Genomic DNA, 26,892 nt, shown 5'->3' on the forward strand with positions numbered 1-26,892 from the left:
GGCAATTCGCGAACTGATAAAGTTGATTAATAAACAGCTGAAGCAGAAGAGTTTATTTGCTGATGTCATGCTGGAAGGTGCGGCAGATTGAGTCGTTCCTGGTTTCGTAACGCTTTTGCCGAAATCTGACTTAGGCCGAAGGGCCGTTATCGACCGTTTTCCGTCTCATGCGATAGGCCGCTTTGGGTTGTTTTCAGTCCTTCGCGACACGCAGAATGCGACCAAAAGCGGACGATAAGTGAAGGTCGCTTTAACAAAGAAAAAGCTTACATTGTCGCTCGCCAGCTACTTTAGTTAGACTCAGCCCCTCAGCCCCTCAGCCCCTCAGCCCCTCAGCCATACAGATGGGCCTGTTCCGAGGCTGTATAGCCACAAATACAAATCAACTTAAGAAATTTTATTTTTGATGTGCTGCTAGAGGCAAAAATTGCATTTACTACCTTCAACACTTCCTGACGAATATATCGGGTCAGTAATCCGGCGAAAAAAGGAACTATTCAATCTAGGAAGACTTTCTCGTAAAGAATATAAAATCAAACCGCCATTAAATTACCGTAAGACGTTGACGTGTTTTATTCGTGAAAGTAATCCCACATTTGTAACACTGGCGGATACAGCAACACTACTTCCTTTAGCTAAATCACTTGGGTTAAGCACGAATCCGTTGACAGTAATCACACCGAGTGATTCATGGCGTATTTGTAGACAATGCATCACGACCGACCTAGAAACTATCGGCGTCGGTTACATACGTCGACATCACTTGTTATCTAGCATAAAAGTTTGCGACCTACACGGCCTATTATTAGATGAGATTTGCCCCTCCTGTAACACTCCTATAAAAAAACACTTAAACTCTAGCTTCCACGGATGCGCAAAAGCGTTTAATCTGAATGAAAATGAAAATAAATTCCAAGCCGCTAACATAAAATATGCAAAATTTGTACGCGAACTCCTACACTGCAAAGTGCACAATGCAAATTTTTCGCATGTGCGACATGCGATTTATAAGCAGCTTAGAGAGCTTGGATATGTGTTGGAGGGTGATATCAACTGGAAAAATGTCTGCGTTGATCTGAACAACTATCTGGGCGAATTTACTCATAAAAACAAATTTGATTTCAGCATAAGTCAACTGAACCCAATTACTAGCCTCGGGTCAATAACAAAAATTGCTTTTTTCGCATTTCGAACAACGGACGCTTATTGGCTGTCAATAAGGGAGACTATCGATGACTTCACTCACTTATAATCATCACTCTTATCGTCATCACCTTGGATTTGTCCAACCGGTTCGATTAGGGCTCGACCTTGATTGCGCACATTGCCAAATACACGATCGACGTTGAACCATTCAGAGGCCTCCGATAATTTACCCTGAAATAGCGCCATCTGGTCCGCACGCTCTTGGGGTGTCGTCGAATCCAACCATTCTTGGGCCAGGTTTCCTGTCAGAGCCACTACTGACGATCGTGGATATCAACCAAAGCACTCAATGACTGTCCATTCCAGCCCAATGGGCAATAACGTTTTCCGATGCAGCCTAGTTGCTTAATTTACCATTTTACAAAAAAGAATATAAAGCACAGAGGTTGGAGGCCCAAGAAGGCCCCCAACCTCTGAGACAGCTTTTATTGTTTCGAGACAGTTTTTATTGTCTAAATCCACAAGCCCAATGTTGAAGCGTCATCGCGCCATTAAGGGGCGAATTTCGGTCAAACCTTTTGGCCATATTTATCCCCTTTTGGCCTTTCCTGCCGTTCTCTCAAACCCCGCCTCCCGCAAGACTGTGATCAACCGAATCAGCCTGCGGAGAACAAGAAAATGCTGACGATCTACTCAGACGATCACCACCTTCACCATGGCCGTTGCGAATTGATCGACGGGCAACTCAAGCCGTGCTTCGAGATGCCGTCGCGCGCCGACCATGTGTTGCAACGCGTGCAAAAGCAGAATCTGGGCCCGGTCGAAGCACCGCAAGATTTCGGCCTTGAGCCGATCGCGCGCATTCACAGTCGCGACTACCTCGATTTTTTCAAAGGTGCCTGGGCACGCTGGACCGAATTCAACACCGACGGCGATTTGCTGCCCTACACCTGGCCGGCCCGCACCTTGCGCCGGATCATCCCCACCAGCCTGCACGGCCAGCTCGGCTATTACAGCTTCGACGGCGGCGCACCGATCACGGCCGGTACCTGGCAAGCGGCGTACAGCGCAGCGCAAGTGGCGTTGACCGCTCAAGCCGAAATCCAGCGTGGAGCGCGCAGTGCCTTCGCGCTGTGCCGCCCACCGGGACATCACGCTGCCAGCGATTTGATGGGTGGTTATTGCTACCTCAACAACGCCGCCATCGCCGCTCAAGCGTTCCTCGATCAGGGCCACAAGAAGGTCGCGATCCTCGACGTCGATTACCATCACGGCAACGGTACCCAATCGATTTTCTACGGGCGCAGCGACGTGCTGTTCGCCTCGATTCACGGCCACCCGGAAGCAGAATTTCCATTCTTCCTCGGCTATGAAGACGAATTCGGCGAAGGCCCGGGGGAAGGCTTCAACTTCAACTACCCGTTGCCCGCCGGCAGCGGCTGGGACACCTGGAGCGCAGCCCTGGATCAGGCCTGCCAAGAGATCGAAAAGTACGGCGCTGACATTGTCGTGGTTTCCCTGGGCGTCGATACGTTCAAGGACGACCCCATCTCCCAATTCAAACTCGACAGCCCGGATTACCTGGCCATGGGCGAGCGCATCGCGCGCCTCGGCAAGCCGACGCTGTTCGTGATGGAAGGCGGTTACGCGGTAGAAGAAATCGGCATCAATGCCGTCAACGTTCTCGAAGGTTTTGAAAGCGCCCACTGAGGAATTAGAACAATGAACAGACTCAAGCGTTTTATCATCCCCACCCTGTGCGCCACGGTGCTCAGCGGTGCGGTTCATGCTGAAGAACGAACGTTGCGCGTCTACAACTGGTTCGACTACATCACCCCCAAGGCGCTGGAAGACTTCAAGGCACAGAACACCCAGACCAAACTGGTCTACGACATTTTCGACACCAACGAAGCACTGGAGGCCAAGCTGCTGACCGGCAACTCCGGCTATGACGTCGTGGTGCCGTCCAACGTGTTCCTCGCCAAGCAGATCGAAGCCGGTGTGTTCCAGCCAGTGGATCGCAGCAAGTTGCCGAACTGGAACCACCTCGATCCGAAGCTGATGAAGCTGATTGAGGCCAACGATCCGGGCAACAAGTTCGCCGTGCCGTACATGTACGGCACCATCCTGATCGGTTTCAACCCGGACAAGGTCAAGGCTGCACTGGGCGCCGACGCGCCGGTGGACAGCTGGGATCTGATCTTCAAGGAAGAGAACATCAGCAAGCTCAAGCAATGCGGCGTCGCCCTGCTCGACTCACCGTCGGAGATCCTGCCGCTGGCCCTGCAACACCTCGGCCTGGACCCCAACAGCAAAAAGCCTGCGGACTACGACAAGGCTGAAGCGCTGCTGATGAAGATCCGCCCGTACGTCACTTACTTCCACTCGTCCAAGTACATGGCCGACATTGCCAACGGCGACATCTGCGTCGCGGTCGGTTATTCCGGCAGCTTCTCCCAGGCCGCCAACCGCGCCAAGGAAGCCAAGAACGGTGTGATCGTTGACATGCGCTTGCCCAAGGAAGGTGCGCCGATCTGGTTCGACATGCTCGCCATCCCCAAAGGTGCGAAGAATCCGGAAGACGCCTACACCTTCATCAACTACTTGCTGCAGCCGCAAGTGATTGCGCCGGTCAGCGACTTCGTCGGCTACCCGAACCCGAACAAGGACGCCACGGAATTGGTCGACCCGGCGATTCGCAACAATCCGAACCTGTACCCGACCGAAACGGCGATGAGCACGCTGTACACCCTGCAACCCCTGCCGCGCGATGCCGAACGTGCGCGGACACGGGCCTGGACCAAGATCAAGTCAGGCACCTGACACATTGATGAAATGGAAGACCCGCCAATAAGCGGGTCTTTTTTTGCCTGCAATAACTATCTACCACCTTTCACCTTCGACAGCCCTCTACCTTGCCCCGATACAACGCGGCCCAGTGGCCCGCGTCCTCATCGGTACAAAGGAAATGGCCATGCCCGACACCTCATCCACCCGCCCCGAAGATGTATTGACCCAACTGGTCACTGGCCCCTCGCTCAGGGAAGTGGCGTCGAACGCACTGCGCACCGTGCTCGACGCCGCGTACCCAAGCCTTGATATCGACCCGGTCCAGGCCATGGTCGTGACGCCAACCTGGACGGTCAGCGGCGACCAGGTCACGCCCGGCCCACATCGATACGAGTCACTGACCGACGCGCTGGTGCGGCTCACGCTGTCGGCGCAGACCGCGACCTACCTCGACGGGGAACACTTCCTGACCCTGCAACCAGGGGTGGAATCGGCGATCCAGTTGCCCGTCAAGATCGACGACATTGGCCGGTTGATCAACCAATTGATCCCGCTACTGTTCGTGTCCTATCAAGAGCAGCAGCTTGATTACTGGAACCAGCCAACAGAAGACGAAACACCACGCTGGCATCAACTTTCAGGCTCACTGCGCAACCTCTGGAACATCGAGCAGGTTTCAGACTGGGATGAGGATGAAAAGGCCATGGCGCTCGCCTTGTTCAACAACCCGGATAAAACCAGCCGAAACCGCAACGACGCCTATACATCGAGGGCCTGCCTGATCGACATCGATGAGCCGGAAAAACATCTGTGGGTACTGGATGTGGCCGTGCTGGTGGGTACGCTGGGTACGCGCACGCTGGTGATCAGCCACTCGATCACCGAGGGCTTCAAGCGTTACGACTCACTGCAAGCATTCAGTGAAACGTTGTCCGCACGCGTTGCATCCACATCGGGTTCGCGTACTTTTCAATGGCGTTTGTATGAACCCGCTGGCCACTTTTTCGACCATCAAGCCTGTGCGCTGATTGCTCTCGAAGTCGCTGCTATCGGCCAGCTTCAAGGCACCATCACCAACGGTGACCTTGCGCATCAAGCCATGACGGCTGCCAGAAACCGCAAAAACGTTGACGAAGGGCGCTTCAGCCGGATCGAGCGCTTGCTGCCTGAGTGGCTGCTCAGTGCTCAACCGGCGGACCTGACCTGCTATAGCCGACACTTGATGGACCTGGCTCAACTTCGGGAGCAACACAGCGGCAAATCCTTTCTGGATGACATTCCACCGCTCCCGGTATTTACGCTGCAAGCACTGAAAGACCAGGTGCTGAAAGATCACCCGGAGGCGACGGACGCCAGGCTCGAAACGATCGAACTCAGCATTACCAGCCAAGTGATCCTGGGCGCCATCGCGGTACCGGGAAAAACCGAAACCGTCACCCTGTCGCTGATCGATCTGGCCCTGCAGAACCTGATTACCGTGCCGTTGGGCAACAAGACCGTGCGCCGTACCGATGGCAGCGCCGTTGAGTCCTGGATGACACCGGACTACCTGGAAAAGCTGGTCACCGAGGTCGACATCGGTGAAACCTATCCCACGCTGATCAAGCAAAAACTACTCGGTGACGCGAAGGAAACACAACGTCGGCAAAACCTGTTCGCCAGCCACCTGCGTATCCAGCTGCCGCTCCAGGCGTTGCAGTACAAAATTCGTGGCGAGGCAGGCATCGATGATCAGGGCTACCGATTCGTGGTCGCGGCGATGCAGGAAAAGCCCGGCGACCGCTTTGTGGACGGCCAGGAAATCATCATTCGTCCGCTGGCGTTCATTCCGGGGGGGCGCACGGGCAACAAGGCTGACGAGGTTGCCAACATGTTCGTCATCGGCCCACGTCTCGCCGACAAGGGGCCCTGCCTGCTCTTTCGTCCGCTGCTTGATCCCCCGCTGTTGCAATATCCCCGCGAAACCAACCTGCTGTATGCAATCAAACATAACCAGACGCTTCGCCAATCCGTGCTGGCCTGGTTGCCGGACGATGTGCGCTTCAACTACTCACAGTACGTATTTACCGGCCAGTTGCCTTCCGTCTGGACACTGTCGCAATGGCTGGTTGATCCAGCATCGGTCCTCGGCATGATGGGGGCCGTCAGGCTGGCGGCAGTGCCACTGGCGCCACTCTCCCTGTCAGCCGTGTTCACCGCCAATGCCAACGCGATGATCACCCTGGCAGACCGGCAGTCAGTCTCCAATGCACAAAGTCGTTGGCAGACCCTCAAGCAAGGGGCGTGGGTGCTGTTCAACATTGCACTGCCATTTCTGGGCAAAACGGCTGCCAGTGCGGCCTGGATCTGGCAAATCATGAGCGACCTGGATCAAGCGAATGAAGCCAGCCAGAAAGGTGACAGTGGCGATGCATGGACGGCATTGACCGACCTGTTCCTGTCATTGGGTATGGTCCTGGCCCATTACGCCGCGACGCGCCACACGACAAGTCGCGCCATTGAAAAGCAGGCTTTGACGCTGAAGCAACAGCCCATACCGAGGCCGACAATCACCGTGATCCGGCTACCCGATATCACCGCTCAACGGCTGCCAGCGAATCACAAGTCCAGCGTTTACACCCAAGGCGCCCTGGCGCGAACGAGCCTGGTGACCCTGCTGGACGGGCTGTCCATTGCAAAACCTGAAGGCCTTTCAGCCCCCTCGACCCAAATCGGCCCCCATCGTTTTTTGAGCCCGCTCAACCAAAAATGGTACGCACAGGTTGGCCAGCGCTGGTTCGAAGTCATGGTCGACGACAACGAATTCGTGCAAATCATCGATACCCGTCAGTCCCCATCAGGGACTGGCCCCCTGCTGACCCGTACCGCGACGGGACAGTGGGTCGTCGACACACGTCTGAGGTTGCGCGGCGGAGGCCGTAGCCGAAAAGCGCTGATGCAGGAAAATACCCGGCGAAAAAACGAATTGCGAAATCAGCTGGAAACCTTCGATTCGAACAAAGCGGTATTGAAGACTGCACTCGAAACCGCAGAGAAAGCGGCTGTCTCTCTCCCTGCGGGAATCGATGATCCCAATGGACGCAGACTGATAGAAACACTGGAAAAACAGATCGCCGTCTACGGCGTCTACATTGAACAGCTCAGGGCATTCAACGCACTGGAGTCCATCATCAACTACCGCGCGGTCCTGGTCAGTTGCCTGGATCAACAGTTGTTGCTGACACAGATGTGGTTCCATCGACAAAACACGGTGTTTGGCACCTGCATGCGTCGCTCATTGGCCCTGCTTGACGCAGAGCCAATGAACGAATCCACCCTGACACGACACCAGACTCATCAACAGACCAGCGACCTGACCCAGAGGTTTATCGACAAAATCGAATTTGCCCAGGCCCGGATCGACGAGTTGAAACGGCTGGGCAGAGAAGCCACCGAAACCGCCAGGGAATACACGCGACGACTACCCAGCTTCGACCTGCACGACCTGAAGCTGTTTCAGGTCAGCCTCGCTCAAGAGCTCTGTCTTAATGACACCGGCACAGTCACCACCGAACCTGCCCGTCGGGCACTGGCAAGCCTTGTCGAAGACGCGGGCCTCACCATCCAGTCGTCGCTGGACCTCGCCCAGGAAAATCCCCTGTCGCTACCCGAACGGATTGAGGGCTTCAGCGATCTGGTGGAGCAGTTCGCAACCATCGACCAACGTATTCTCGACTTGCCCGACGAGTACCCCGGGCAATTGCTGCAACCGTCAGTGGACCTGATGCGTCAGCGTATCGAAGCGTTCAATGAACGCGCCGTGAATCACCTGTCGGGGTTGCTGCTTGAACGCAAGACCCTCGAACCGGTGCCTGGCCCATCGCGACCGGCAATGGCCCCGCATCGCCTCATCAAAACGCGTTTCAAAGGCGCCGTCGTCGGCAAGTCCCGAACGCGCGCAAACTCTACCGACACCGATCTGGTCGACGTGACCTCCCCACTCACCGGGAAAGTGATCGCTACATTCCATGAGAAAACGCCCGGTGTCTGGGTCGAGCATGAGTCGGTCAAAACGGCCGTACCCCCCGTCATACCTCCAACGCTGACGGTCAGCGTGCAAAACGGTGAATCGTTACTGACGCAGCTGGAACCTTTCATCCGACGTACCGAGGCCCACTCAAAAGCCGATCGACGTATTCCGCTGGAAATCGAGGAGATGTTTCATCAGCAGGCCCGCCGAATGGATGCGGCAGCGGACACCATCGAAAATGCCCTGACCGATAGCAACTCCACCGAAGGCGGCCCGGGATCGGCGGTCACCGTGGCCAAAAGGCTAAACGATGAGGCGGTCGCGCTTTACAAAAAAGGCACCGATGTCCGTATCAGCATGACCAAGCGACAGCCGCCCACCGCGGGCCGCGTTGAATGGCTGCACAGCAGGGGCCAGGTGACCATCCACAGGATCGGTAAACCACTGCCGGAACATCAACGTTTGAAAGGACCACGCAAAGACTATCTGGACGAGTATGAGATTCGCGATCACGAAACCCGCAAAGTCCTTTGGTACGCGCACTTTCACTACCCGGCGTCTGACAGCCCACGAGCTGCCTTCTCTGCTGCACACTTGAAGACCGTCGAACAACGCGGTTTAGGGGGATCGCACGAAAAGCGTGATGAGTTGAACGCTCATCAGTCCATTGCCATCTATCGCTCTGAAATCAACCAACGACTGGCTGCTGCATTGTTCTTCAAGTAAACCCGGGAACCCAGGCACTGCTTATGGACGCCAGATCGCTTCCAAACGCCCGAGTGCAGCGCTGATCGCCGATTCCGGCACTGCCGCAAACCCCAGGACCAGCCCTGCGCGCTGGTCCACCGGTGTTTGCGAATCCGGCAGCCAGTAATTGCTTAATGCGTTGATCTCGACATCCGCGCTGGCCGCTTTTTCCACCAGTTCTTGCTCCCGGGCTTGAGAGTCGACCGCCACCGTCAAATGCAGCCCTGCCGCGACGCTCGGCAGGCTGCCAATCCCGGGAATGTTCTGCGGCCAACCGGCCAGCAACGTATTACGCCGGCTCAGGGCGGCACGGCGCATGCGGCGGATATGACGCTGAAAGTGCCCGGCAGCCATGAATTCGGCCATCACCGCTTGAGTGCTCACTTCGGAATGCCGCACGTCCACAGCGCGCCGTTGAGAGAATGCCTGCACCAGGGTCGGCGGCAACACCAGATAACCCAGACGCAGTGCCGGGAAAGCGACTTTGCCAAACGTCCCGACGTACAAAACCCGTCCCTGCCGATCGAGTGCCGCCAGCGGCGCCAGCGGCGCACCGCTGTATCGGTACTCACCATCGTAATCGTCCTCGACGATCCAGCCTTGGGTGCGTTCGGCCCATGCCAATAATTCCAGGCGCCGTGCCAGGCTCATCACCACACCGGTCGGGTATTGATGCGACGGCGTGACATAAGCGAGGCGACAATCCTTGAGCCCTGCCAATTCGCGACAATCGATACCCTCGCTGTCCACCGCCACACCGTGCAATCGCGCACCGGCCACGGCGAACGCATGGCCCGCTGCCCGATACCCCGGATTCTCGATCGCCACCCCATCACCCGGCTCCACCAGCAGCTGTGCACAAAGGCTAATTCCCTGTTGCGCGCCACTGGTGATCACTATTTGCTCAGCCGAACACTGCATGCCCCGCGAGCTGCGCAAATACGCAGCAATCAGACCGCGCAAACGCGCATCGCCCGCCGGATCGCCGTAACACAACTGCTGTAAATCCGGTTTGCGCCAGAAAGCCGCGTTCAGCTTGGCCCAGACTTCGAAAGGAAACAGATCAAATGCCGGAACACCGACCCGGAAGGCACGCGGCGGTCCACTCGGCGGCAGGGCTAAATGGTTCTTTTCAACGCGACCCAATGCGCCGCTGTGGATAACTTTACTGGATGGAATCACAGGTAAATCCAGCCAATTTGTGGATAAGGCTGTGGGTAACCCTGTTGAAAACCCTGTGGATACTTTTGTGGATAATTTTTTCGACGGTAACGCGGCCTCGGGCAGTTGCGCGACGTAAGTCCCGTCGCCCACTCGGCCTTCGATAAAGCCTTCGGCATAGAGTTGATCGTAAGCGCGGACCACACTGTTTCGGGATATAGCCAGCGCCGCCGCCAGATCCCGACTGGCCGGAAGTCGCGTGCCGCTGGCCAGTCGCCCGTCGAGCACTCGCACCCGTAACGCCTGATACAGCTGGCGACTGAGGCCCTGGCGACGATCGAGTTCGATGCCTGCCGGGTTGAATGAGAGGGAAAGCGGCGCGTCCGTCATGGTAATGGACCTATGAAATTGGTCGGTAATGGCTCTTACAACAGACCAATAGCCTGCCTAGGATGGAGGCATTCGCCAAGGGATATTTCCATGTACAACCCCAGCAGCTTTGCCATCAAAGATTTGGATGAACTGCGCCAGCAGATCCTCGGCACCCGCCTCGCCATGGTGGTTACCCACGGCGAGCAAGGCCTGCAAGCCAGTCATCTGCCGCTGTTGTTCAAACCTGACGAAGGTCCGAATGGCACCCTCTACGGCCACTTTGCCCGGGCCAATCCACAGTGGAAGGCATTGCAGGACGGCGCTGAAGCCCTGGTGATTTTTGCCGGTGCCGATGCGTATGTCAGCCCCGGGTTTTATCCAGCCAAAGCCGAACACGGCAAAGTCGTGCCGACCTGGAACTACGTCGCGGTACACGCCTACGGTACCGCCGAAGTGTTCAGCGATACGGATCGCCTGCTCGACCTGGTCAGCGCGCTGACCGATCGCCACGAAGCCAGCCGCGCGCACCCCTGGAAAGTCGCCGACGCCCCCGCTGATTACATCGACGGCATGCTCAAAGCCATTGTCGGGTTTGCCCTGCCGATCCAGCGCCTGGAAGGCAAACGCAAACTCAGCCAGAACCGCAGCCCTGAAGACATTGCCGGCGTGCGCGAGGGGCTCACCGCCAGCCCTGATGTGCACGACCAGGCCCTCGCCCACTTGATGCGTTAAGGAATGAACATGAGTCAGATTGAAATCCGCCAGGTCAGCGCCGACGATCACGCCGCCTGGCTGCCGCTGTGGCAAGCCTACCTGCGTTTCTATAACACCGAGTTACCCGCGGCGGTCACTGACAGCACTTGGCAGCGCTTGCTTGACCCGAGCGAACCGACCCACGCCGCACTGGCCTGGGCCGATGGCAAAGCCGTCGGCATGGTGCATTTCATCTACCATCGCTCGAACTGGAGCATCGAAAACTCCTGCTACCTGCAAGACTTGATGGTGTCGCCTGAAACCCGTGGCACCGGGGTCGGCCGCCAGCTCATTGAATTCGTCTACGCCACTGCCAAAGTGGACGGTTGCTGCAAAGTCCACTGGCTGACACACGAAACCAACGCCACCGCGATCCAGCTCTACGAGCGCATCGCCGAGCGCCCCGGTTTCATTCAGTTTCGCAAAGCCCTTTAAGGTTCAAGGAGAACACCATGTCGACTTTACTCGCAGACTGGAAAGGCGTCCCGGCGCCCACCGTTAAAGCTCTCGAAGGGCGCTTCATTCGCTTGGAAAAACTCGACCCGGCGCGTCATGCCGAGGGTTTGTTCAAGGCCTTGCAAGGCCCCGGTGCCGACCCGAAGCTCTGGGACTATTTGCCCTACGGACCGTTCCCGGAACGGAGCGTGTTTAACGATTGGTTGAACAACCATGCAGCCAATAGCGATCCGTATTTCTTCAGCGTGATCGACCGTGCCAGCGGTGAGGTGCAGGGCATTCTCAGCCTGATGTCGATCGTCCCGGCGCAAGGACGCATCGAAATCGGCCACGTGACCTTCGGCGCTCCCATGCAGCGCTCGCCGAAAAGTACCGAGGCGATTTACCTGCTGGCCAAGGAGTCGTTTGCACTGGGATACCGACGCCTGGAGTGGAAATGCAACAACGGCAATGCCCGCTCGAAGTACGCCGCCGAGCGACTGGGGTTCAGTTTTGAGGGGGTCTTCCGCCAGCACATGGTGGTGAAAGGACAGAACCGGGATACCGCCTGGTACTCGATTCTGGACTCGGAATGGCCAGCGATTGGCGCCGGGTTCGAGCGGTGGTTGAGCGATGAAAACCAGACGGATTCGGGACAGCTGAAAACGTTGGTGGAGTGCCGCGCGTAATCCTCGTGTCTGCCAGCACGCCTTCGCGGGCACGCTAGCCCGCGAAGCTTTTGATGTGCGTTAGTTTCAGCTCAAATCGCGCCGAATCCGCACGACGCCCATCTTCAGCCCAAATGGTCGAAACACTGCATTCAGCGATTTCAGCGTTTGATTCCCTTCCCCATGTTCGATATGCACCAGCGTGCGCACTGAGATTTTGCACATTTTTGCAAATTGAGTCTGGTGCAGGCCTGTGACTTCTACCCGTAATCGACGAACCGCCTCGCCTATTTCAAGAGCGCCTTGAGCCAACCCTTCTTGAATACTTTCGAGGAGCACGGTGCGCTCTGCAACGGTCATGCTCATGTCAGGTCCCACTCTTTCAAACGCTGCTCCAGATTTTTCAAGGCAATCGCCGGGTGATTCATTGTCGCGTCGGGCAAGCCACTGGCAGTCAAAATATCGGGGAGTGCCGCCAGGTGTTTGGCATCCTCGCGCAATCGCACAAAGGGTTCCGACAGGTCACTCAATGCGGCCAGCGGATCATTCGGATCGGCGATGTCAGCCAGTGCTCGACATACTCCTCGCCAATCAACATCACCCGCTCTCTCCAACTCTTTTGGCCACTTGGTGGTTCGTGTGACACCCTCGTCGTCCATTGCCATCGGTGCCAGGTCATAGATAGGTGCCAAGCGGAACGAGGCGGTGTCGCGAATGATTGCGGTGTTGCGCCCGTGGTTATCTGAGTTACCAAGGATTTTATTGAGCAGATCACGTCGCAGATAGTCAGCCACGAGATTCGGGATTTGGTCCATCTGCCCAGCATCACGCCAGAGTCCGGCACGCATCCGGATGACGTCCATGTGGTCCATCAGGCTACCGGGCGTGGTTATTTGTGCCAGAGAGTAGATCGACTCAACTGCAAAGTGCATTCAACTTCTCAAAAGCACTTTGTAAAATGCATTAAATTGCGCATAAAGGACGGCGGATGGTTAAAAACCGCAGAATAATGCAGATTTCAACTGCATACATCATTCTGTAAAAACCCTCCGGCATGCCATCCGAAGCACGCAACCTCAATGACCAAAATGCGCCAGGCCGACTCTGGCTGTAAGCCATCGGCGGCTATGGCAAGCCGTAATCATGGGCTGATAGGACCGTGGCGGATAAGTTTCTACATTGCGAAAGCCAGCCACGTCTCGATTAGCTGTAAGAAAGGTCTTCATTTCAAACGGCTAAAAATTGCCGAATTCCAACGGTGGGTAATTTTCTACTTATCTATCTGACACCGCCTGCATACCCGCCGGAAGCGGCTGACATCGGTATCCAGGCGCTCTCCATAGAGTTTGGTCTTCTTTTCATGAAGGCTAAATTCAATGTCTGTTCAGCACAAATACCGACCCCATCACTTGGCGCTGGCCATCGCACTTGCGCTGGGTTGCACTGAAGTTTTTGCCCAACAAAGTCCTGTCGAAAACACGGCCCCTGCGCTTGAAACGCCGGATCAGTTCTTGGCAGCGCTTGATGTGTTCATCAGTGCCCCTGACACCAATAAGGTCATCATCGGCAAAACAGTGGACGGTGTTAACCGAGTCTTCAGTGACGACAATGATCTGGTCACCGTATCCCGCCACGGGAGCATCACCGGATTGATTGACGGTGGTGGCGGCACCAATATTCTGCAACTGGATACGGCGAGCGCTGGCACGTTAGGCGACAGTCGAAATTTCGAAGGACTGGAACTCAAACGTGGCACCTGGACCTTGAATGGTGCCGAGGGTGACTTCAACTCAGGCGCCTTGGTGCGCCCCAAAACGAAGCTAGTCAATAACAGTAACGTCCTGGGAGATGCATTGACCCAAGGCACGCTCGTCAACAACGGCAGGATTGGCGGCGGAGTCACCGTGCAATCAGGTGGCATCCTGAATAACCCGGGTACGATCGAAGGCGACGTCTTTATTCACGAAAAAGGGGTATTTGCGGGCGGTGGTCGCACGGGTTCGCTGGAGGTAAACGGAAAATTTTTGGTGGATAAGGTGCACGGCGCCCCAAAAGTTAAGGGTGACCTGAAGCTTTCCAACACTGCCGAACTGGTCTACGAGGTCCACCCTGAACGCAAAAGTGAAACGATAGTAGTCGATGGCACCGCCACGCTCGGTGGCGCCACACTGAACATCGCTGCCGCACCCGGTGACTACCCGACAATCAGCGCAAACAGCATTCTTGTGGCCGATAAAATCGAGGGCCGATTTGGCAATGTGATCAACAACCTTGTCTTTTTGACGCCTGTTGTCCTATACGACGATCCTAAGAAAGTCGACTTGGTCTTGACCCGAAACGATGTACCTATCGAAAGCATCGCGACTTCGAAGAACGGACAGGAATTAGGAGCAAGTATTGAGGAGCCGAGAGGGCAGACGCCATCTGAAAACACCTCCCCCGTTACTGCCAATGAATCATCTTCGACCCCAACGCCATCCAGCCCCAAAAACGCCGCAGTCGTGGCCCTGCTGGCCAGCGACAAGACAACCGCATCCCATGCCATCGAGCAACTGGCCGGCGGCACCACCGCCAATCTCGCCAAGGCAACGCTCTCCAGCGCCAACCCGGTGAGCACAACCATGCTCTCGGCCATGCGCCAACTGGACAGCGCCAGCAACTACAACTCCGGCAGAAACCGCAACAACGCTCCACGGTTGGCCGCGGGCAGCGAAGACAACGGCAGGGTCTGGCTTCAAGCGTTAGGTCATGGCGGAACACTGGATCGTGAAGTTGACCCCTTGAAACACGCCACCCAAGGCCTGGTGCTGGGCGCCGATTGGGGCATCGATGATGAATGGCGTATCGGGATGATGGGTGGCAAATCCGAAACACGCCTCGATAGCCGCGACCTCGATGGCGATCTCGACAGCTGGTATCTGGGCGCCTATGCCTTGCGCCAGAACGGCCCCATGTCGCTGCGATTGGGCGCCACTTATGGCAATCACGACGGCAACACCAAACGCCGGGTGGCCTTCAAAGGTTTCAGCGACCGCCCGGAAGGCCGTTACGACGCCAACACCCAGCAGGCTTTCGCTGAAGTGGGTTTCAACCTGGGGCGTGCCAACGTCAGCATCGAACCGTTCGCCAGCCTTGGCTACGAACGCTATCAGCGTGACAGCTACACGGAAAAAGGTGGCGCAGCGGCGCTGAAAGTTCAGGGCCAGACCCAGAACAATGTGAGCAGCACGTTCGGCCTGCGCCTGGCGAAACTCAATGTGCTGAATAACGGCATGCAACTGACGCCGCGATTCAGTGCCAGCTGGAAACACACCTACGGTGATGTCGCCAGCGATTCCCGTCAACGACTGGTAACGGGCGGTAGAAACTACACCGTTTCCGGTGCGCCGCTGGACCGTAACAACCTGGCAGTCGATGCAGGACTGGACCTTGGATTATCAGCAAGACATACGCTGGGTGTCGGCGTTAACGGCGAGATGGGCACCGACAGTCGAAGCCATGGTGTCACCGGCCAATGGCGGATGAATTTCTGACCACCACAAATTAGCGGCGAAAAAAAAGGGGAGCACATGCCCCCCCGAGGTTTAAAGCGGTCAATCGAGGCTGTTAAATCAGCCTTCGATTTCGATCAGGATTTCGCCCGGATTGACCCGGTCGCCCTTGGCCACGTGAATGGCGGTGACTTTGCCGGCGATGGCCGATTGGACTTCGGTTTCCATCTTCATCGCTTCGGTGATCAGCACGGCCTGGCCGGCTTTCACGGTATCGCCTTCCTTGACCAGCACATCGACGATGTTGCCCGGCATGGTGGTGCTGACGTGGCCCGGCGCAGTGGCTTGCTTGCGCTTGCTGCTGCCGCCGCCGACGAATTCGTTGAGCGGCTCGAACACCACTTCTTCCGGCATGCCGTCGATGGAAAGGTAGAAGTGACGCTTGCCCTCAGCCTTGACGCCGACACCGGTGATGTCGACGCGGTAGGTCTCGCCGTGAACGTCGATGACGAACTCGGTCGGCACGCCTTCGCCACCGGCCGAGGTCACGCGACCGGCTTCAGGAATCGGTAGCAGCACTTCAGGGGTCAGGGTGCCGGCAGCGCGTTCTTCGAGGAACTTGCGACCGATGTCCGGGAACATGGCGTAGGTCAGCACGTCTTCTTCGGACTTGGCCACGGTGCCAATTTCAGCACGCAGTTTGGCCATTTCCGGCTTGAGCAGATCGGCTGGACGAACGTCGATCACTTCTTCGCTACCGATTGCCTGGCGACGCAGTTGTTCGTTAACAGTGCCCGGCGCCTTGCCGTAGCCGCCTTGCAAGTAGAGCTTCACTTCGTTGGTGATGGTTTTGTAGCGCTCGCCAGCCAGCACGTTGAAGAACGCCTGGGTGCCGACGATTTGCGAGGTCGGCGTTACCAGCGGCGGGAAGCCGAGGTCTTCGCGAACGCGCGGGATTTCAGCCAGCACTTCGCTCATGCGGTTCAGCGCGCCCTGCTCTTTCAACTGGTTGGCCAGGTTGGAAATCATCCCGCCCGGTACCTGGTTGACTTGAACTCGGGTGTCGACGGCGGTGAACTCACTTTCGAACTGGTGGTACTTCTTGCGCACGGCGTAGAAGTACAGACCGATCTCTTGCAGCAGCTCCAGGTTCAGGCCGGTATCGAACTCGCTTCCTTTAAGGGCGGCGACCATCGATTCGGTGCCAGGGTGGCTGGTGCCCCAGGCGAAGCTGGAGATCGCGGTGTCGATGTGGTCGGCACCGTTTTCGATGGCCTTCATTTGGCACATCGCGGCCAGACCGGCCGTGTCGTGCGAGTGGATGAACACTGGCAGCGACTGCTCGGATTTCAATGCCTTGACCAGCTCACCGGTCGCGTACGGTGTCAGCAGGCCGGCCATGTCCTTGATCGCCACCGAGTCGCAACCCATGGCTTCCATTTGTTTGGCTTGCGCCACGAACGCCTCAATGGTGTGCACTGGGCTGGTGGTGTAAGCGATGGTGCCTTGAGCGTGTTTGCCCGACGCTTTCACCGCTTCGATGGCCACGCGCAGGTTACGCACGTCGTTCATTGCATCGAAGATACGGAACACGTCGATACCGTTGACCGCGGCTTTCGCGACGAAGGCTTTGACCACGTCGTCGCTGTAGTGGCGGTAGCCCAGCAGGTTCTGGCCACGCAGGAGCATTTGCAGACGTGTGTTAGGCAGTGCCGCGCGCAGCTGGCGCAGACGCTCCCACGGGTCTTCTTTCAGAAAGCGTACGCAGGCGTCAAAGGTTGCGCCGCCCCAGCATTCCAGCGACCAGTAGCCGACTTTGTCGAGCTTGTCGCAGATCGGCAGCATGTCTTCGGTGCGCATGCGGGTGGCGAGCAGCGATTGGTGGGCGTCGCGCAGGATGGTGTCGGTTACGTGAATCTTCTTAGTCATTGTTATATTCCTCACAGGCCTGCGTGGGCGGCGATGGCGGCGGCGATGGCCAGGGCCAGCTCTTCGGGTTTGCGCTTGATCGAGTAGTTGGTCAGTTCAGGATGGCTTTCAACGAAGCTGGTATTGAACTGGCCGCTACGGAATTCCGGGTTACGCAGGATTTCCTGGTAGTACGCGGCGGTGGTCTTGACCCCTTGCAGACGCATGTCGTCCAAGGCACGCAAGCCACGGTCCATCGCTTCTTCCCAGGTCAACGCCCACACCACCAGTTTCAGGCACATGGAGTCGTAGAACGGCGGAATGGTGTAACCGGTGTAGATCGCCGTGTCGGTACGCACACCGGGGCCGCCGGGTGCGTAGTAACGGGTGATCTTGCCGAAGCTCGGCAGGAAGTTGTTTTTCGGGTCTTCGGCGTTGATCCGGAACTGCAGCGCGAAACCGCGGTGCTGGATGTCTTCCTGTTTCACCGAAAGCGGCAGGCCCGATGCGATGCGGATCTGCTCACGCACGATATCGATGCCGGTGATTTCTTCGGTGATGGTGTGTTCCACCTGCACCCGGGTGTTCATTTCCATGAAGTACACCTCGCCCTCGGCGAGCAAGAACTCCACGGTGCCGGCGTTCTCGTAACCCACGGCCTTGGCTGCACGCACCGACAGGTCGCCGATGTAGGCGCGCTGTTCAGGGGTCAGCTGCGGGCTCGGGGCGATCTCGATCAGTTTCTGGTTGCGACGCTGGATCGAGCAATCACGCTCGAACAGGTGCACCACGTTGCCAAAGCTGTCGCCGAGAATCTGCGCTTCGATGTGCTTTGGATTGACGATGCATTTTTCCAGAAACACTTCCGCCGAACCGAAGGCCTTGGTGGCTTCAGAGATCACGCGCGGGAAGGCTTGTTCAAGTTCTTCGCGGCTGTCGCAGCGACGGATACCACGACCACCACCACCGGAGGTTGCCTTGAGCATCACCGGGTAACCAATACGGTCGCCTTCGACCAAAGCTTCGGCGATGTCCGCGACGTTGCCTTCGGTGCCAGGCGTAACCGGCACGCCGGCCTTGATCATGCTGCGGCGGGCTTCTGTCTTGTCGCCCATACGGCGTATGACTTCAGCCGATGGACCAATGAACTTGATGCCGCGCTCTGCGCAGATATCGGCCAGTTCAGCGTTTTCCGAGAGGAAGCCGTAACCGGGATGCAACGCATCACAACCGGTTTCCACGGCCAGGTTCACCAATTTTCGCGCATTCAGGTAGCCGGCCAATGGCTCGGCACCAATGCTGTGGGCCTCATCCGCACGCTTCACATGCAAGGCATGACGGTCGGCGTCTGAATAGATCGCGACCGAGCGAATGCCCATCTCGGCGCAGGCACGTACGATTCGTACGGCAATCTCACCACGGTTGGCGATCAGGATCTTTTTTATCACTTTTGGAGGTTCCCTTGAGCCTGTGGTACCCACGACCTGCTAGACCAGGTCGACGCGTGACCAAATGTTTCAATTCAGTCGCGGCCCCACACTAGCCCCCACAAGGGATTAACAAAAATGATTAATAATTGGGTTAGGCATAAGTAAAGACTTATAGTTAAGGCATCAGCCTTTGGCGAGAGTCCTTAGATATGCGTAAGTCCTTGATGCGTATGACATTGCGTCAGTTGCAGATTTTCAATGAAGTCTGCGACCTGAGGTCCTACAGCCGAGCAGCCGACGAAATGTCACTCACACAACCGGCCGTCAGCCTACAGATTCGGCAACTTGAGGAGCTGATTGGTCAGCCCTTGTTCGATTATGTCGGCAAAAAACTCTACATGACCGAGGCCGCCGAAGCACTCCAACGTGCCAGCCGGGACATTTTCGGGCGCCTGGAAAACCTCGACATGCAACTCTCGGACATGCAGGGATCTCTTCAAGGGCAGTTGAAGCTGGCGGTGGAATCCAGCGCAAAGTATTTCGTCCCGCACCTGTTTGCCGCGTTCAAGCGCCAGCATCCAGAAGTGAATCTGCAACTGACAGTTGTCAACCGAGGACAGGTGATTCGTCGACTGTCCGATAACCGCGACGACCTGGTGATCATGTCCATGGTGCCCCAGGACATGGGGCTGGAGTTTCTGCCCTTCCTCAACAATCCGATCGTGGCCGTGGCGCCACCGGATCATCCGCTCAGCCACATGGGGCCTCTACGCCTGCAGGACCTTGAGCCTTACACCCTCTTGCTGCGCGAACCCGGTTCCGGAACGCGACTGGCGTGCGAAGAGTATTTCAAGGAAAAGCGCGTGCACTTCAACCAGACCCAGGAAGTCTCGTCAGCCGAAGCCCAGCGTGAATGTGTGTTGGCGGGTCTGGGCGTAGCGCTGTTGACGCGTCACGCCCTGAACCTTGAGTTGGCGACCGGCGGACTGATTGAGTTGCCGGTCGAAGAGCTGCCGCTGTACCGCAGTTGGTGCCTGGTGCAGGCCAAGGCCAAACGGCTGTCACCGGTGGCGCACGCATTCCTTGCGTTTATCCGCAGCGAGCGGATACAGATCAGCGCCCTGGTTGAGCGTTTCGACGGGAAGCTGTCGGCGCGGCCTGCCAGTAGTTGAGCTCCAGCTCAGGAAAATCACCAATCTCGGCCAGCAACTGGCGGCGCTCGCAGCGATCTTCGATCGCGCGGCGAAATTCCATGCGGCGCTGATCTTCTTGCTGACGGCGAGTTTTGGCAGCGCTGTTGCGTTCTTCGTAGGGCTGGGCCATTTCGAGTCTCCCAAGGCGATTACGGGAGTTTCAAGATAGGCGCGGGGGATGACGGTTTGGCGGCGGGTGGGTTACAGGCAGATGAAAGTTGTCATGTTTGAGGGCGCCTTCGCGAGCAGGCTCGCACACAGGAGAACGCGATCAAATGTGCGACCCTGGTCCGGGCGGCGTTCCGACGATTAAGGTCGGTACGACCTTACGACGACGTCAGTCGTCCAGCGCTTTCACCGACTTGGGTGACAGCCGCAAGCTGCGAAGGCTGCGCTTGACGCTCTTGAGGTGATTGACCAGGCTCGGCCCGCGCGCCATGGCCACGCCCATCGCCAACACATCGATCACCACCAGGTGAGCGATACGCGAGGTCAGCGGCGTATAGATTTCGGTGTCTTCGTGCACATCGATCGCCAGGTTGACGGTCGACAGCTCAGCCAACGGTGTCTGGCTCGGGCACAAGGTGATGAGCGAGGCGCCACTTTCACGCACGATGTTGGCCGTGATCAGCAGGTCTTTGGAGCGCCCCGACTGGGAAATACAGATCGCCACGTCCGAGGGCTTCAACGTCACTGCCGACATCGCCTGCATATGCGGGTCGGAATACGCCGCCGCTGTCAGCAGCAAACGGAAGAACTTGTGCTGGGCATCCGCCGCCACTGCACCCGATGCGCCAAAGCCATAGAACTCGACACGCTGGGCCTGGGACATGAGCGTGACCGCACGCTGCAACTCCACCGGATCGAGTTTCTCGCGAACCTCCATCAAGGTGTGCAGGGTGGTGTCGAAAATTTTCAGGCTGTAGTCAGCGACGGAGTCGTCTTCATGGATCGCGAACTGGCCGAAGCTCGCACCGGCCGCCAGACTCTGCGCCAGCTTCAGTTTCAAGTCCTGGAACCCGGAGCAACCGATGGCGCGGCAAAAGCGCACGATGGTCGGCTCGCTGATGCCAACGCTGTGGGCCAGGTCGGCCATGGAACTGTGCATCACCGCCGCAGGATCAAGCAGCACGTGGTCTGCGACCTTGAGCTCCGACTTGCGTAAGAGGTGGCGTGACTGGGCGATGTGTTGCAGCAGATTCAAAGGGCTGGACTCTTTGTTATTGGCAGGTGCCGGGGATGTAGCAAGCTTGTAGTTATACTACAAGAATTGGCTTTTTGCCTGCTCAATGCGTAACTCGATGCCCCCATTCCACGCGACATGCGTTCCATGTAGCACTGTGGCCCGAGTTTCGGAGCTGCTACTGGGAATTTGTGTCGTTGCGTAAAAGCGTAGCCAGGTCGTCGGCCTCGACCGGACGACTGATCAGATAACCTTGCACTTCATCGCAGCGCTCGACCTTCAAAAACTCCAGCTGCTCCTGCCGCTCCACGCCTTCGGCCACCACTTTGAGCGACAAACCGTGCGCCATCGCAATGATCGCCCTGGTAATCGCCGCATCCTCGCTGCCCTCCCCCAGGCCGCGGATAAACGCCTGATCGATCTTCACGTAGTCCACCGGAATGCGTTTGAGGTAGCTCAGGGACGAATACCCGGTGCCGAAATCATCAATCGCCAGCTTCACGCCCAGATTTCGCAGTTGCTGGAAGGTCGCGATGATGTGCTCGACGCTGTCCAGCAACTGGCTTTCAGTAAGTTCGAGTTCCAGGTAGTGCGGCGCCAGGCCGGTTTCTTCCAACACTTGACGCACCAGGCTGACCAGCTTGCCCTGGCGCAATTGATGCACGGACAGATTGACTGACACGCGAATCGGGTCCAGCCCCTGCCGCTGCCACTCGCAGGCTTGCCAACAGGCCTGACGCAAGACGAATTCGCCGATCGGGCCGATCAGGCCGGTTTCCTCGGCCAGGCCGATAAAGTCTCCCGGCGGTACCCGGCCCATGGTCGGGTGATCCCATCGAACCAGCGCTTCAGCGGCATTCAAGCGACCCGTGGCGAGGCAGAGTTTGGGTTGGTAAAAGACCTTCAGCTGCTTTTCGTCGATGGCTTTGCGCAGCTGGTTTTCAAGCTGCAAGCGCTCAAGGGTGCTGGCTTGCAGGCTTTCGGTATAGAACTGGAAGTTGTCTCCGCCCAAGTGCTTGGCGTGCTGCATGGCCATGTTCGACTGACTGACCAACGCGGATATTTCCCGTGCGTTGTCCGGCAGCATGCTAATGCCCATGGACGCACTCACCACCAACTCGTGGCCATCAATGGTGACGGGCAACCGCAGTTTGGTCGACAAACGCGTCGCCACTCGCGCCAGGCTGGACAAGTTGCCGTAAGCATCGAACAGCACCGCAAATTCGTCGCCGGAAAGCCTGGCGATCGTGTCAGCCTCTGGCAACGCGTTGACCAGGCGCCGGGACATTTTCTGCAGCAATTGGTCGGCGACGTCATGCCCCAGGCTGTCATTGAGTAGTTTGAAGCGATCCAGATTGATGTGCAGCAATGCCAGGCTACGTCCGCCCTGACGCACCCGTTGATGGGCTTCGTGCAGCCGTTCCCGGAACAGCGAGCGGTTCGCCAGGCCCGTCAATTCGTCGTAGTGAGTCAGATAGCGCATGCGTTCTTCGGATTCGCGGCGGGCCGACAGATCGGCGAAGAAGCCGACGATATGACTCACATTTCCCCGCGAATCGCGCACTGCGTTCAGTTGCAGCCACTGCGGATAGAGTTCGCCGTTTTTCCGGGTCTCCACCAGCTCGCCTTGCCACGTCCCGTGCTGCTCCAGCGCCTGATGAATCGCGCCGTAGTGCCGGCGAGCATCGCGACTGCACGGGAGTTCGACAACATTGCGCCCCAGCATGTCGTCGATGTCATAACCGGTGAGGCGGCTGAACGCCTGATTCACAGCGATCAAGGCGTAATTCGGATCGAAAATCATGATGCCTTCGCTGGCGGCTTCGAACACCGTCGCCGCCAGTTGGCGCTGCTCTTCCTGACCTTTGGTTGCGCTGATGTCGCGACGGGTGCCGACCATGCGGATCACCCGGCCGCTTTTACTGCGCTCGACGGCCCGGCCACGGTCTTCGATCCATACCCAATGACCGTCGCCATGCCGCACGCGGTACTCGATCTGGTAATCCTCGGTGCGGCCTTTCAAATGCTCGACCAGTGTGTGCTTCAACACCGGCAGGTCTTCCGGGTGCAGGCGCGGCTTGAGATGGCGCAGCATGGCCGTTACATACTCCGGCGCCAGGCCGAACAATTCCTGAATCTGCGTGTGATGGACTTCGTCGGTTTGCAGATTCCAGTCCCACAGACCGAGCTCGCTGGCCTTCAGCGCCAACGCCAGGCGCGCTTCACTCTTGCTCAGGGCCTGGTTCGCGGCGTCCAGCTCCAGGCTACGCTGGGCCACACGGTTTTCCAGCTCGACCTGGGCTTCACGCAATCGGTCTTCGGCGCAGCGGCGCTGGTCGATTTCCTTGGCCAGTTCGTGATTGAGTTGGTCGCTGCGGCTTTGCGCTTGCTGCAAGTGCTCGATCAACGCCTGATTCTGGAAGCGGCGCAGCAACCCGCTGTCGATCAGCCGATTGACCTGCCAGGCGATCACGCTCAACGCACCCAATAAAATCAACCCGAACCAACCCCAGCCCTGATCCTGTTTATCACCGCCCCAAAATAGATAGGCGATGGCCGGCAACAGGCAGGGCAAGGTAAAGGACAGGAATGCTGGCAGGCTGACGGCGTACGCAACGCTGGCGGAAAGGGCGGCGGCACCGATCAGGCCAAACACCCACGCTTGCTGCATGAAGTTGTCGGCGGGCACCAACGCAATCCCGGCCCCGGCCAGGGTCAGGCCGGTGAGGCCAGAGCCCAGCAAAAACATACGCCACCAAATCGGATGTGCCTGCCGGTCAGGAATCGCCGAATCGAAGGCTGCCACTTGAATTACCCGCAACGCCACCAGCGACAACAGCCACACCAGCCAGATGCTGACCAGGAAATAGCGCTGCGGGCTCCAGAGCAAACCGGCACAGACCAGACCATTGATTAACATGAACAACGTGGGCAGCAGCGACCCCTGGTAAAGCAGTCGCGTGCGTTCGACCGCCATTTCCATTGCGTACTGCTTGCGGATAACCCGAGGCTCCACTGTGGGGCCCGACAGGTCGGTGCTGAGGGTCATAGGCAATGTTCTTGTTCTTATAATGATGAGCATGGGCCCGAAACGTCGACGGAGCATACACAAGCCGATGCACTTGCCAAACTGCTCCAGATCATAAATTCGACAATATTTACGCACCCCGCCACCCCTCCAAAACCCTTGGAGCGCGGCCCGCCAACGCCTGCAGCCAGTGACTGACCGGTCGTCCTTCGTGCATCTTTCATCGGCTAATGCAAAGCTCGGTTTGCCCGGTGTGACGGCGCACCCTAGAATGCCCCGATGCGCGATGATCTCTCCCTTCTGCTGAACTCCCTCAACGATGCCCAACGCCAGGCCGTAGCTGCCTCCGTGGGTCGTCAGTTGGTCCTGGCCGGTGCTGGCTCCGGTAAAACCCGAGTGCTGGTGCACCGTATCGCCTGGTTGATCCAGGTCGAAAACGCCTCGCCCCACTCAATCCTGTCGGTGACCTTCACCAACAAGGCCGCGGCCGAGATGCGTCATCGCATCGAGCAGCTGATGGGTATCAACCCGGCCGGCATGTGGGTAGGTACCTTCCACGGCCTGGCGCACCGCTTGCTGCGGGCGCATTGGCAGGAGGCCGGGCTGAGCCAGACGTTCCAGATTCTCGACAGCGACGATCAGCAACGACTGGTCAAGCGCGTGATCCGCGAGCTGGGGCTGGACGAACAACGCTGGCCGGCCCGGCAGGCCCAGTGGTTCATCAACGGGCAGAAAGACGAAGGTCTGCGTCCGCAACACATTCAAGCCAGCGGCGACCTGTTTCTGGCGACCATGCGCAGCATTTATGAGGCCTATGAGGCCGCGTGCCTGCGCGCTGGCGTGATCGATTTCTCGGAACTGCTGCTGCGTGCACTCGACCTGTGGCGCGACCATCCGGGCTTGCTGGCTCACTATCAGAAGCGTTTCCGCCACATTCTGGTGGACGAGTTCCAGGACACCAACGCCGTGCAGTACGCCTGGTTGCGTTTGCTGGCCAAGGGCGGCGACAGCCTGATGGTGGTGGGCGACGACGATCAGTCGATCTACGGCTGGCGTGGCGCGAAAATCGAGAACATTTATCAGTATTCCGATGACTTTCCGGATGCCCAAACCATTCGTCTGGAGCAGAACTACCGCTCCACCGCAGGCATTCTCAAAGCCGCCAACGCCCTGATCGCCAACAACACCGGGCGCATGGGCAAAGAGCTGTGGACCGATGGCGGCGAAGGTGAAGCAATCAATCTGTACGCGGCGTTCAACGAACACGACGAAGCACGCTACGTGGTGGAAACCATCGAAAGTGCGCTGAAAACCGGCTTGGCCCGCAGCGATATCGCGATTTTATACCGCTCTAACGCCCAATCGCGCGTTTTGGAAGAAGCCTTGTTGCGCGAGCGCATTCCGTACCGCATCTATGGCGGTCAGCGCTTCTTCGAACGGGCAGAAATCAAGAACGCCATGGCCTACCTGCGTTTGCTGGAAGGCCGGGGTAACGATGCGGCGCTGGAACGGGTGATCAACGTGCCGGCCCGAGGCATCGGCGAGAAAACGGTCGAAGCGATCCGCGACCATGCGCGGCACAGCGATGTGTCGATGTGGGAAGCCATGCGCCTCCTGGTGGCGAACAAGGGCCTGACCGGTCGTGCCGCTGGCGCACTCGGCGCCTTTATCGAGCTGATCGAAAACCTCGCTGCCAAGTGCATGGAAATGCCCCTGCACCTGATGACTCAGACGGTCATTGAGCAATCGGGACTGATTGCTTATCACCAGGCGGAAAAAGGCGAAAAGGGCCAGGCTCGGGTAGAAAACCTTGAGGAACTGGTCAGCGCCGCGCGCAACTTCGAAAACGCTGAAGAAGATGAAGAGCTCACGCCTCTGGCGGCGTTCCTCGGCCATGCGTCGCTGGAAGCCGGGGATACTCAGGCCGACGAGCACGAAGACAGTATTCAGTTGATGACGCTGCACAGCGCCAAGGGCCTGGAATTCCCTTACGTGTTCCTGGTGGGCATGGAAGAAGGCCTGTTCCCACACAAGATGAGCCTGGAAGAGCCTGGCCGTCTCGAGGAAGAACGTCGCCTGGCTTACGTGGGCATCACCCGTGCGATGCAAAACCTGGTGATGACCTACGCTGAAACCCGACGCCTGTACGGCAGCGAGACTTACAACAAGGTCTCGCGTTTCGTACGGGAAGTACCGAAAGGCCTGATCCAGGAAGTGCGGCTGTCCAACAGTGTCAGCCGTCCGTTCGGTGGCAATCAATCGATGAGTGGCAGCAACCTGTTCAGCGGCAGCGAGATTCCGGAAACCGGCTTCAGCCTGGGTCAGACTGTAAGGCACTCGATCTTTGGTGACGGCGTGATCCTCAACTTCGAGGGTTCCGGCGCGCAGGCACGGGTGCAGGTGAACTTCAGCGAAGGCAGCAAGTGGCTGATGCTGGGTTACGCGAAGCTGGAAGCTATCTAATAGCTTTTCTGTGGGAGCGAGCTTGCTCGCGATTGAGATCGCTGCGGTGTATCTGTTAAATCGCGGTGTGGCTATCGCGAGCAAGCTCGCTCCCACAGGGTTTTGTGTTGAGCCT

General features: G+C 57.7%; 16 protein-coding genes and 1 pseudogene. 9 read left to right on the top strand and 8 right to left on the bottom strand.

The window, feature by feature from the left end; all coding sequences use genetic code 11:
- Positions 1 to 1,824 precede the first annotated feature (1,824 nt).
- The 3 genes from LOY55_RS30520 (at position 1,825) to LOY55_RS30530 (ending at position 8,671) form a co-directional block, all read left to right on the top strand.
- The gene (locus LOY55_RS30520; protein ID WP_223522297.1) at positions 1,825 to 2,856 is read left to right on the top strand and encodes a histone deacetylase family protein; all 1,032 of its coding nucleotides are present in this window, start codon (positions 1,825 to 1,827) and stop codon (positions 2,854 to 2,856) included.
- 12 nt (positions 2,857 to 2,868) lie between these two features.
- Positions 2,869 to 3,969: a polyamine ABC transporter substrate-binding protein gene (locus LOY55_RS30525; protein WP_046030780.1), complete on the top strand. Its 1,101-nt coding sequence runs from the start codon at positions 2,869 to 2,871 to the stop codon at positions 3,967 to 3,969.
- A gap of 151 nt (positions 3,970 to 4,120) precedes the next feature.
- A complete protein-coding gene (locus tag LOY55_RS30530) occupies positions 4,121 to 8,671 on the top strand; it encodes a dermonecrotic toxin domain-containing protein (protein ID WP_258667369.1) in 4,551 nt (1,516 codons plus the stop codon).
- 21 nt (positions 8,672 to 8,692) lie between these two features.
- Here LOY55_RS30530 and LOY55_RS30535 read toward each other — a convergent pair whose 3' ends face one another.
- Positions 8,693 to 10,243 (bottom strand): PLP-dependent aminotransferase family protein, encoded by a 1,551-nt coding sequence (locus LOY55_RS30535; RefSeq protein ID WP_223522299.1) that lies wholly within the window; start codon positions 10,241 to 10,243, stop codon positions 8,693 to 8,695.
- 90 nt (positions 10,244 to 10,333) lie between these two features.
- Between LOY55_RS30535 and LOY55_RS30540 the strand changes: the two genes are divergently transcribed.
- Genes LOY55_RS30540 through LOY55_RS30550 form a run of 3 tightly spaced genes read left to right on the top strand, consistent with a single transcriptional unit; the run spans position 10,334 to position 12,102 of the window.
- Positions 10,334 to 10,957, top strand: coding sequence for an FMN-binding negative transcriptional regulator (locus tag LOY55_RS30540; RefSeq protein WP_223522300.1), 624 nt, complete (start codon positions 10,334 to 10,336; stop codon positions 10,955 to 10,957).
- 9 nt (positions 10,958 to 10,966) lie between these two features.
- Complete coding sequence (locus LOY55_RS30545) at positions 10,967 to 11,413, top strand: GNAT family N-acetyltransferase (RefSeq protein ID WP_223522301.1); 447 nt, start codon at positions 10,967 to 10,969, stop codon at positions 11,411 to 11,413.
- Between the two features lie 17 nt (positions 11,414 to 11,430).
- Positions 11,431 to 12,102 carry a GNAT family N-acetyltransferase gene (locus LOY55_RS30550; protein ID WP_223522302.1) on the top strand — a complete coding sequence of 224 codons (672 nt, stop codon included), beginning with the start codon at positions 11,431 to 11,433 and terminating at the stop codon, positions 12,100 to 12,102.
- A gap of 66 nt (positions 12,103 to 12,168) precedes the next feature.
- Here LOY55_RS30550 and LOY55_RS30555 read toward each other — a convergent pair whose 3' ends face one another.
- Complete coding sequence (locus LOY55_RS30555) at positions 12,169 to 12,447, bottom strand: helix-turn-helix domain-containing protein (protein ID WP_223522303.1); 279 nt, start codon at positions 12,445 to 12,447, stop codon at positions 12,169 to 12,171.
- Positions 12,444 to 13,007: pseudogene (locus tag LOY55_RS30560) on the bottom strand (HipA domain-containing protein); the annotation flags it as partial. The gene LOY55_RS30555 and the pseudogene LOY55_RS30560, both read right to left, overlap by 4 nt.
- 450 nt (positions 13,008 to 13,457) lie before the next feature.
- On the opposite strand from LOY55_RS30560, the gene LOY55_RS30565 reads away from it, so the two are divergent.
- Entirely contained in the window at positions 13,458 to 15,614 is a 2,157-nt protein-coding gene (locus LOY55_RS30565; protein WP_223522304.1) for an autotransporter domain-containing protein, read from the top strand.
- Positions 15,615 to 15,692: 78 nt separating this feature from the next.
- Here the strand turns inward: LOY55_RS30565 and oadA are convergent, their stop codons facing one another.
- A complete protein-coding gene (oadA, locus tag LOY55_RS30570) occupies positions 15,693 to 17,501 on the bottom strand; it encodes a sodium-extruding oxaloacetate decarboxylase subunit alpha (RefSeq protein ID WP_046030796.1) in 1,809 nt (602 codons plus the stop codon).
- 11 nt (positions 17,502 to 17,512) lie between these two features.
- The gene (locus LOY55_RS30575) at positions 17,513 to 18,928 is read right to left on the bottom strand and encodes an acetyl-CoA carboxylase biotin carboxylase subunit (protein WP_046030798.1); all 1,416 of its coding nucleotides are present in this window, start codon (positions 18,926 to 18,928) and stop codon (positions 17,513 to 17,515) included.
- A gap of 191 nt (positions 18,929 to 19,119) precedes the next feature.
- Between LOY55_RS30575 and LOY55_RS30580 the strand changes: the two genes are divergently transcribed.
- Positions 19,120 to 20,082, top strand: a complete 963-nt coding sequence (locus LOY55_RS30580; protein ID WP_046030800.1) for a LysR family transcriptional regulator — start codon at positions 19,120 to 19,122, stop codon at positions 20,080 to 20,082.
- On the opposite strand, the gene LOY55_RS30585 is transcribed toward LOY55_RS30580, so the two are convergent.
- From LOY55_RS30585 to LOY55_RS30595, 3 genes are all read right to left on the bottom strand, one after another.
- Complete coding sequence (locus tag LOY55_RS30585; protein ID WP_077431000.1) at positions 20,024 to 20,233, bottom strand: PA3496 family putative envelope integrity protein; 210 nt, start codon at positions 20,231 to 20,233, stop codon at positions 20,024 to 20,026. The genes LOY55_RS30580 and LOY55_RS30585 overlap by 59 nt on opposite strands.
- 207 nt (positions 20,234 to 20,440) lie before the next feature.
- Positions 20,441 to 21,307 (bottom strand): transcriptional regulator HexR, encoded by an 867-nt coding sequence (hexR, locus tag LOY55_RS30590; RefSeq protein ID WP_077430999.1) that lies wholly within the window; start codon positions 21,305 to 21,307, stop codon positions 20,441 to 20,443.
- Between the two features lie 157 nt (positions 21,308 to 21,464).
- Positions 21,465 to 24,335 (bottom strand): EAL domain-containing protein, encoded by a 2,871-nt coding sequence (locus LOY55_RS30595; protein WP_223522305.1) that lies wholly within the window; start codon positions 24,333 to 24,335, stop codon positions 21,465 to 21,467.
- A gap of 258 nt (positions 24,336 to 24,593) precedes the next feature.
- Here LOY55_RS30595 and uvrD point away from each other — a divergent pair, with 258 nt between their 5' ends.
- Complete coding sequence (gene uvrD / locus LOY55_RS30600) at positions 24,594 to 26,777, top strand: DNA helicase II (protein WP_046030804.1); 2,184 nt, start codon at positions 24,594 to 24,596, stop codon at positions 26,775 to 26,777.
- Positions 26,778 to 26,892: the final 115 nt, after the last annotated feature.

The sequence above is a fragment of the Pseudomonas sp. B21-040 genome (assembly GCF_024748695.1).
In the GTDB taxonomy this organism is placed as follows: Bacteria; Pseudomonadota; Gammaproteobacteria; order Pseudomonadales; family Pseudomonadaceae; genus Aquipseudomonas.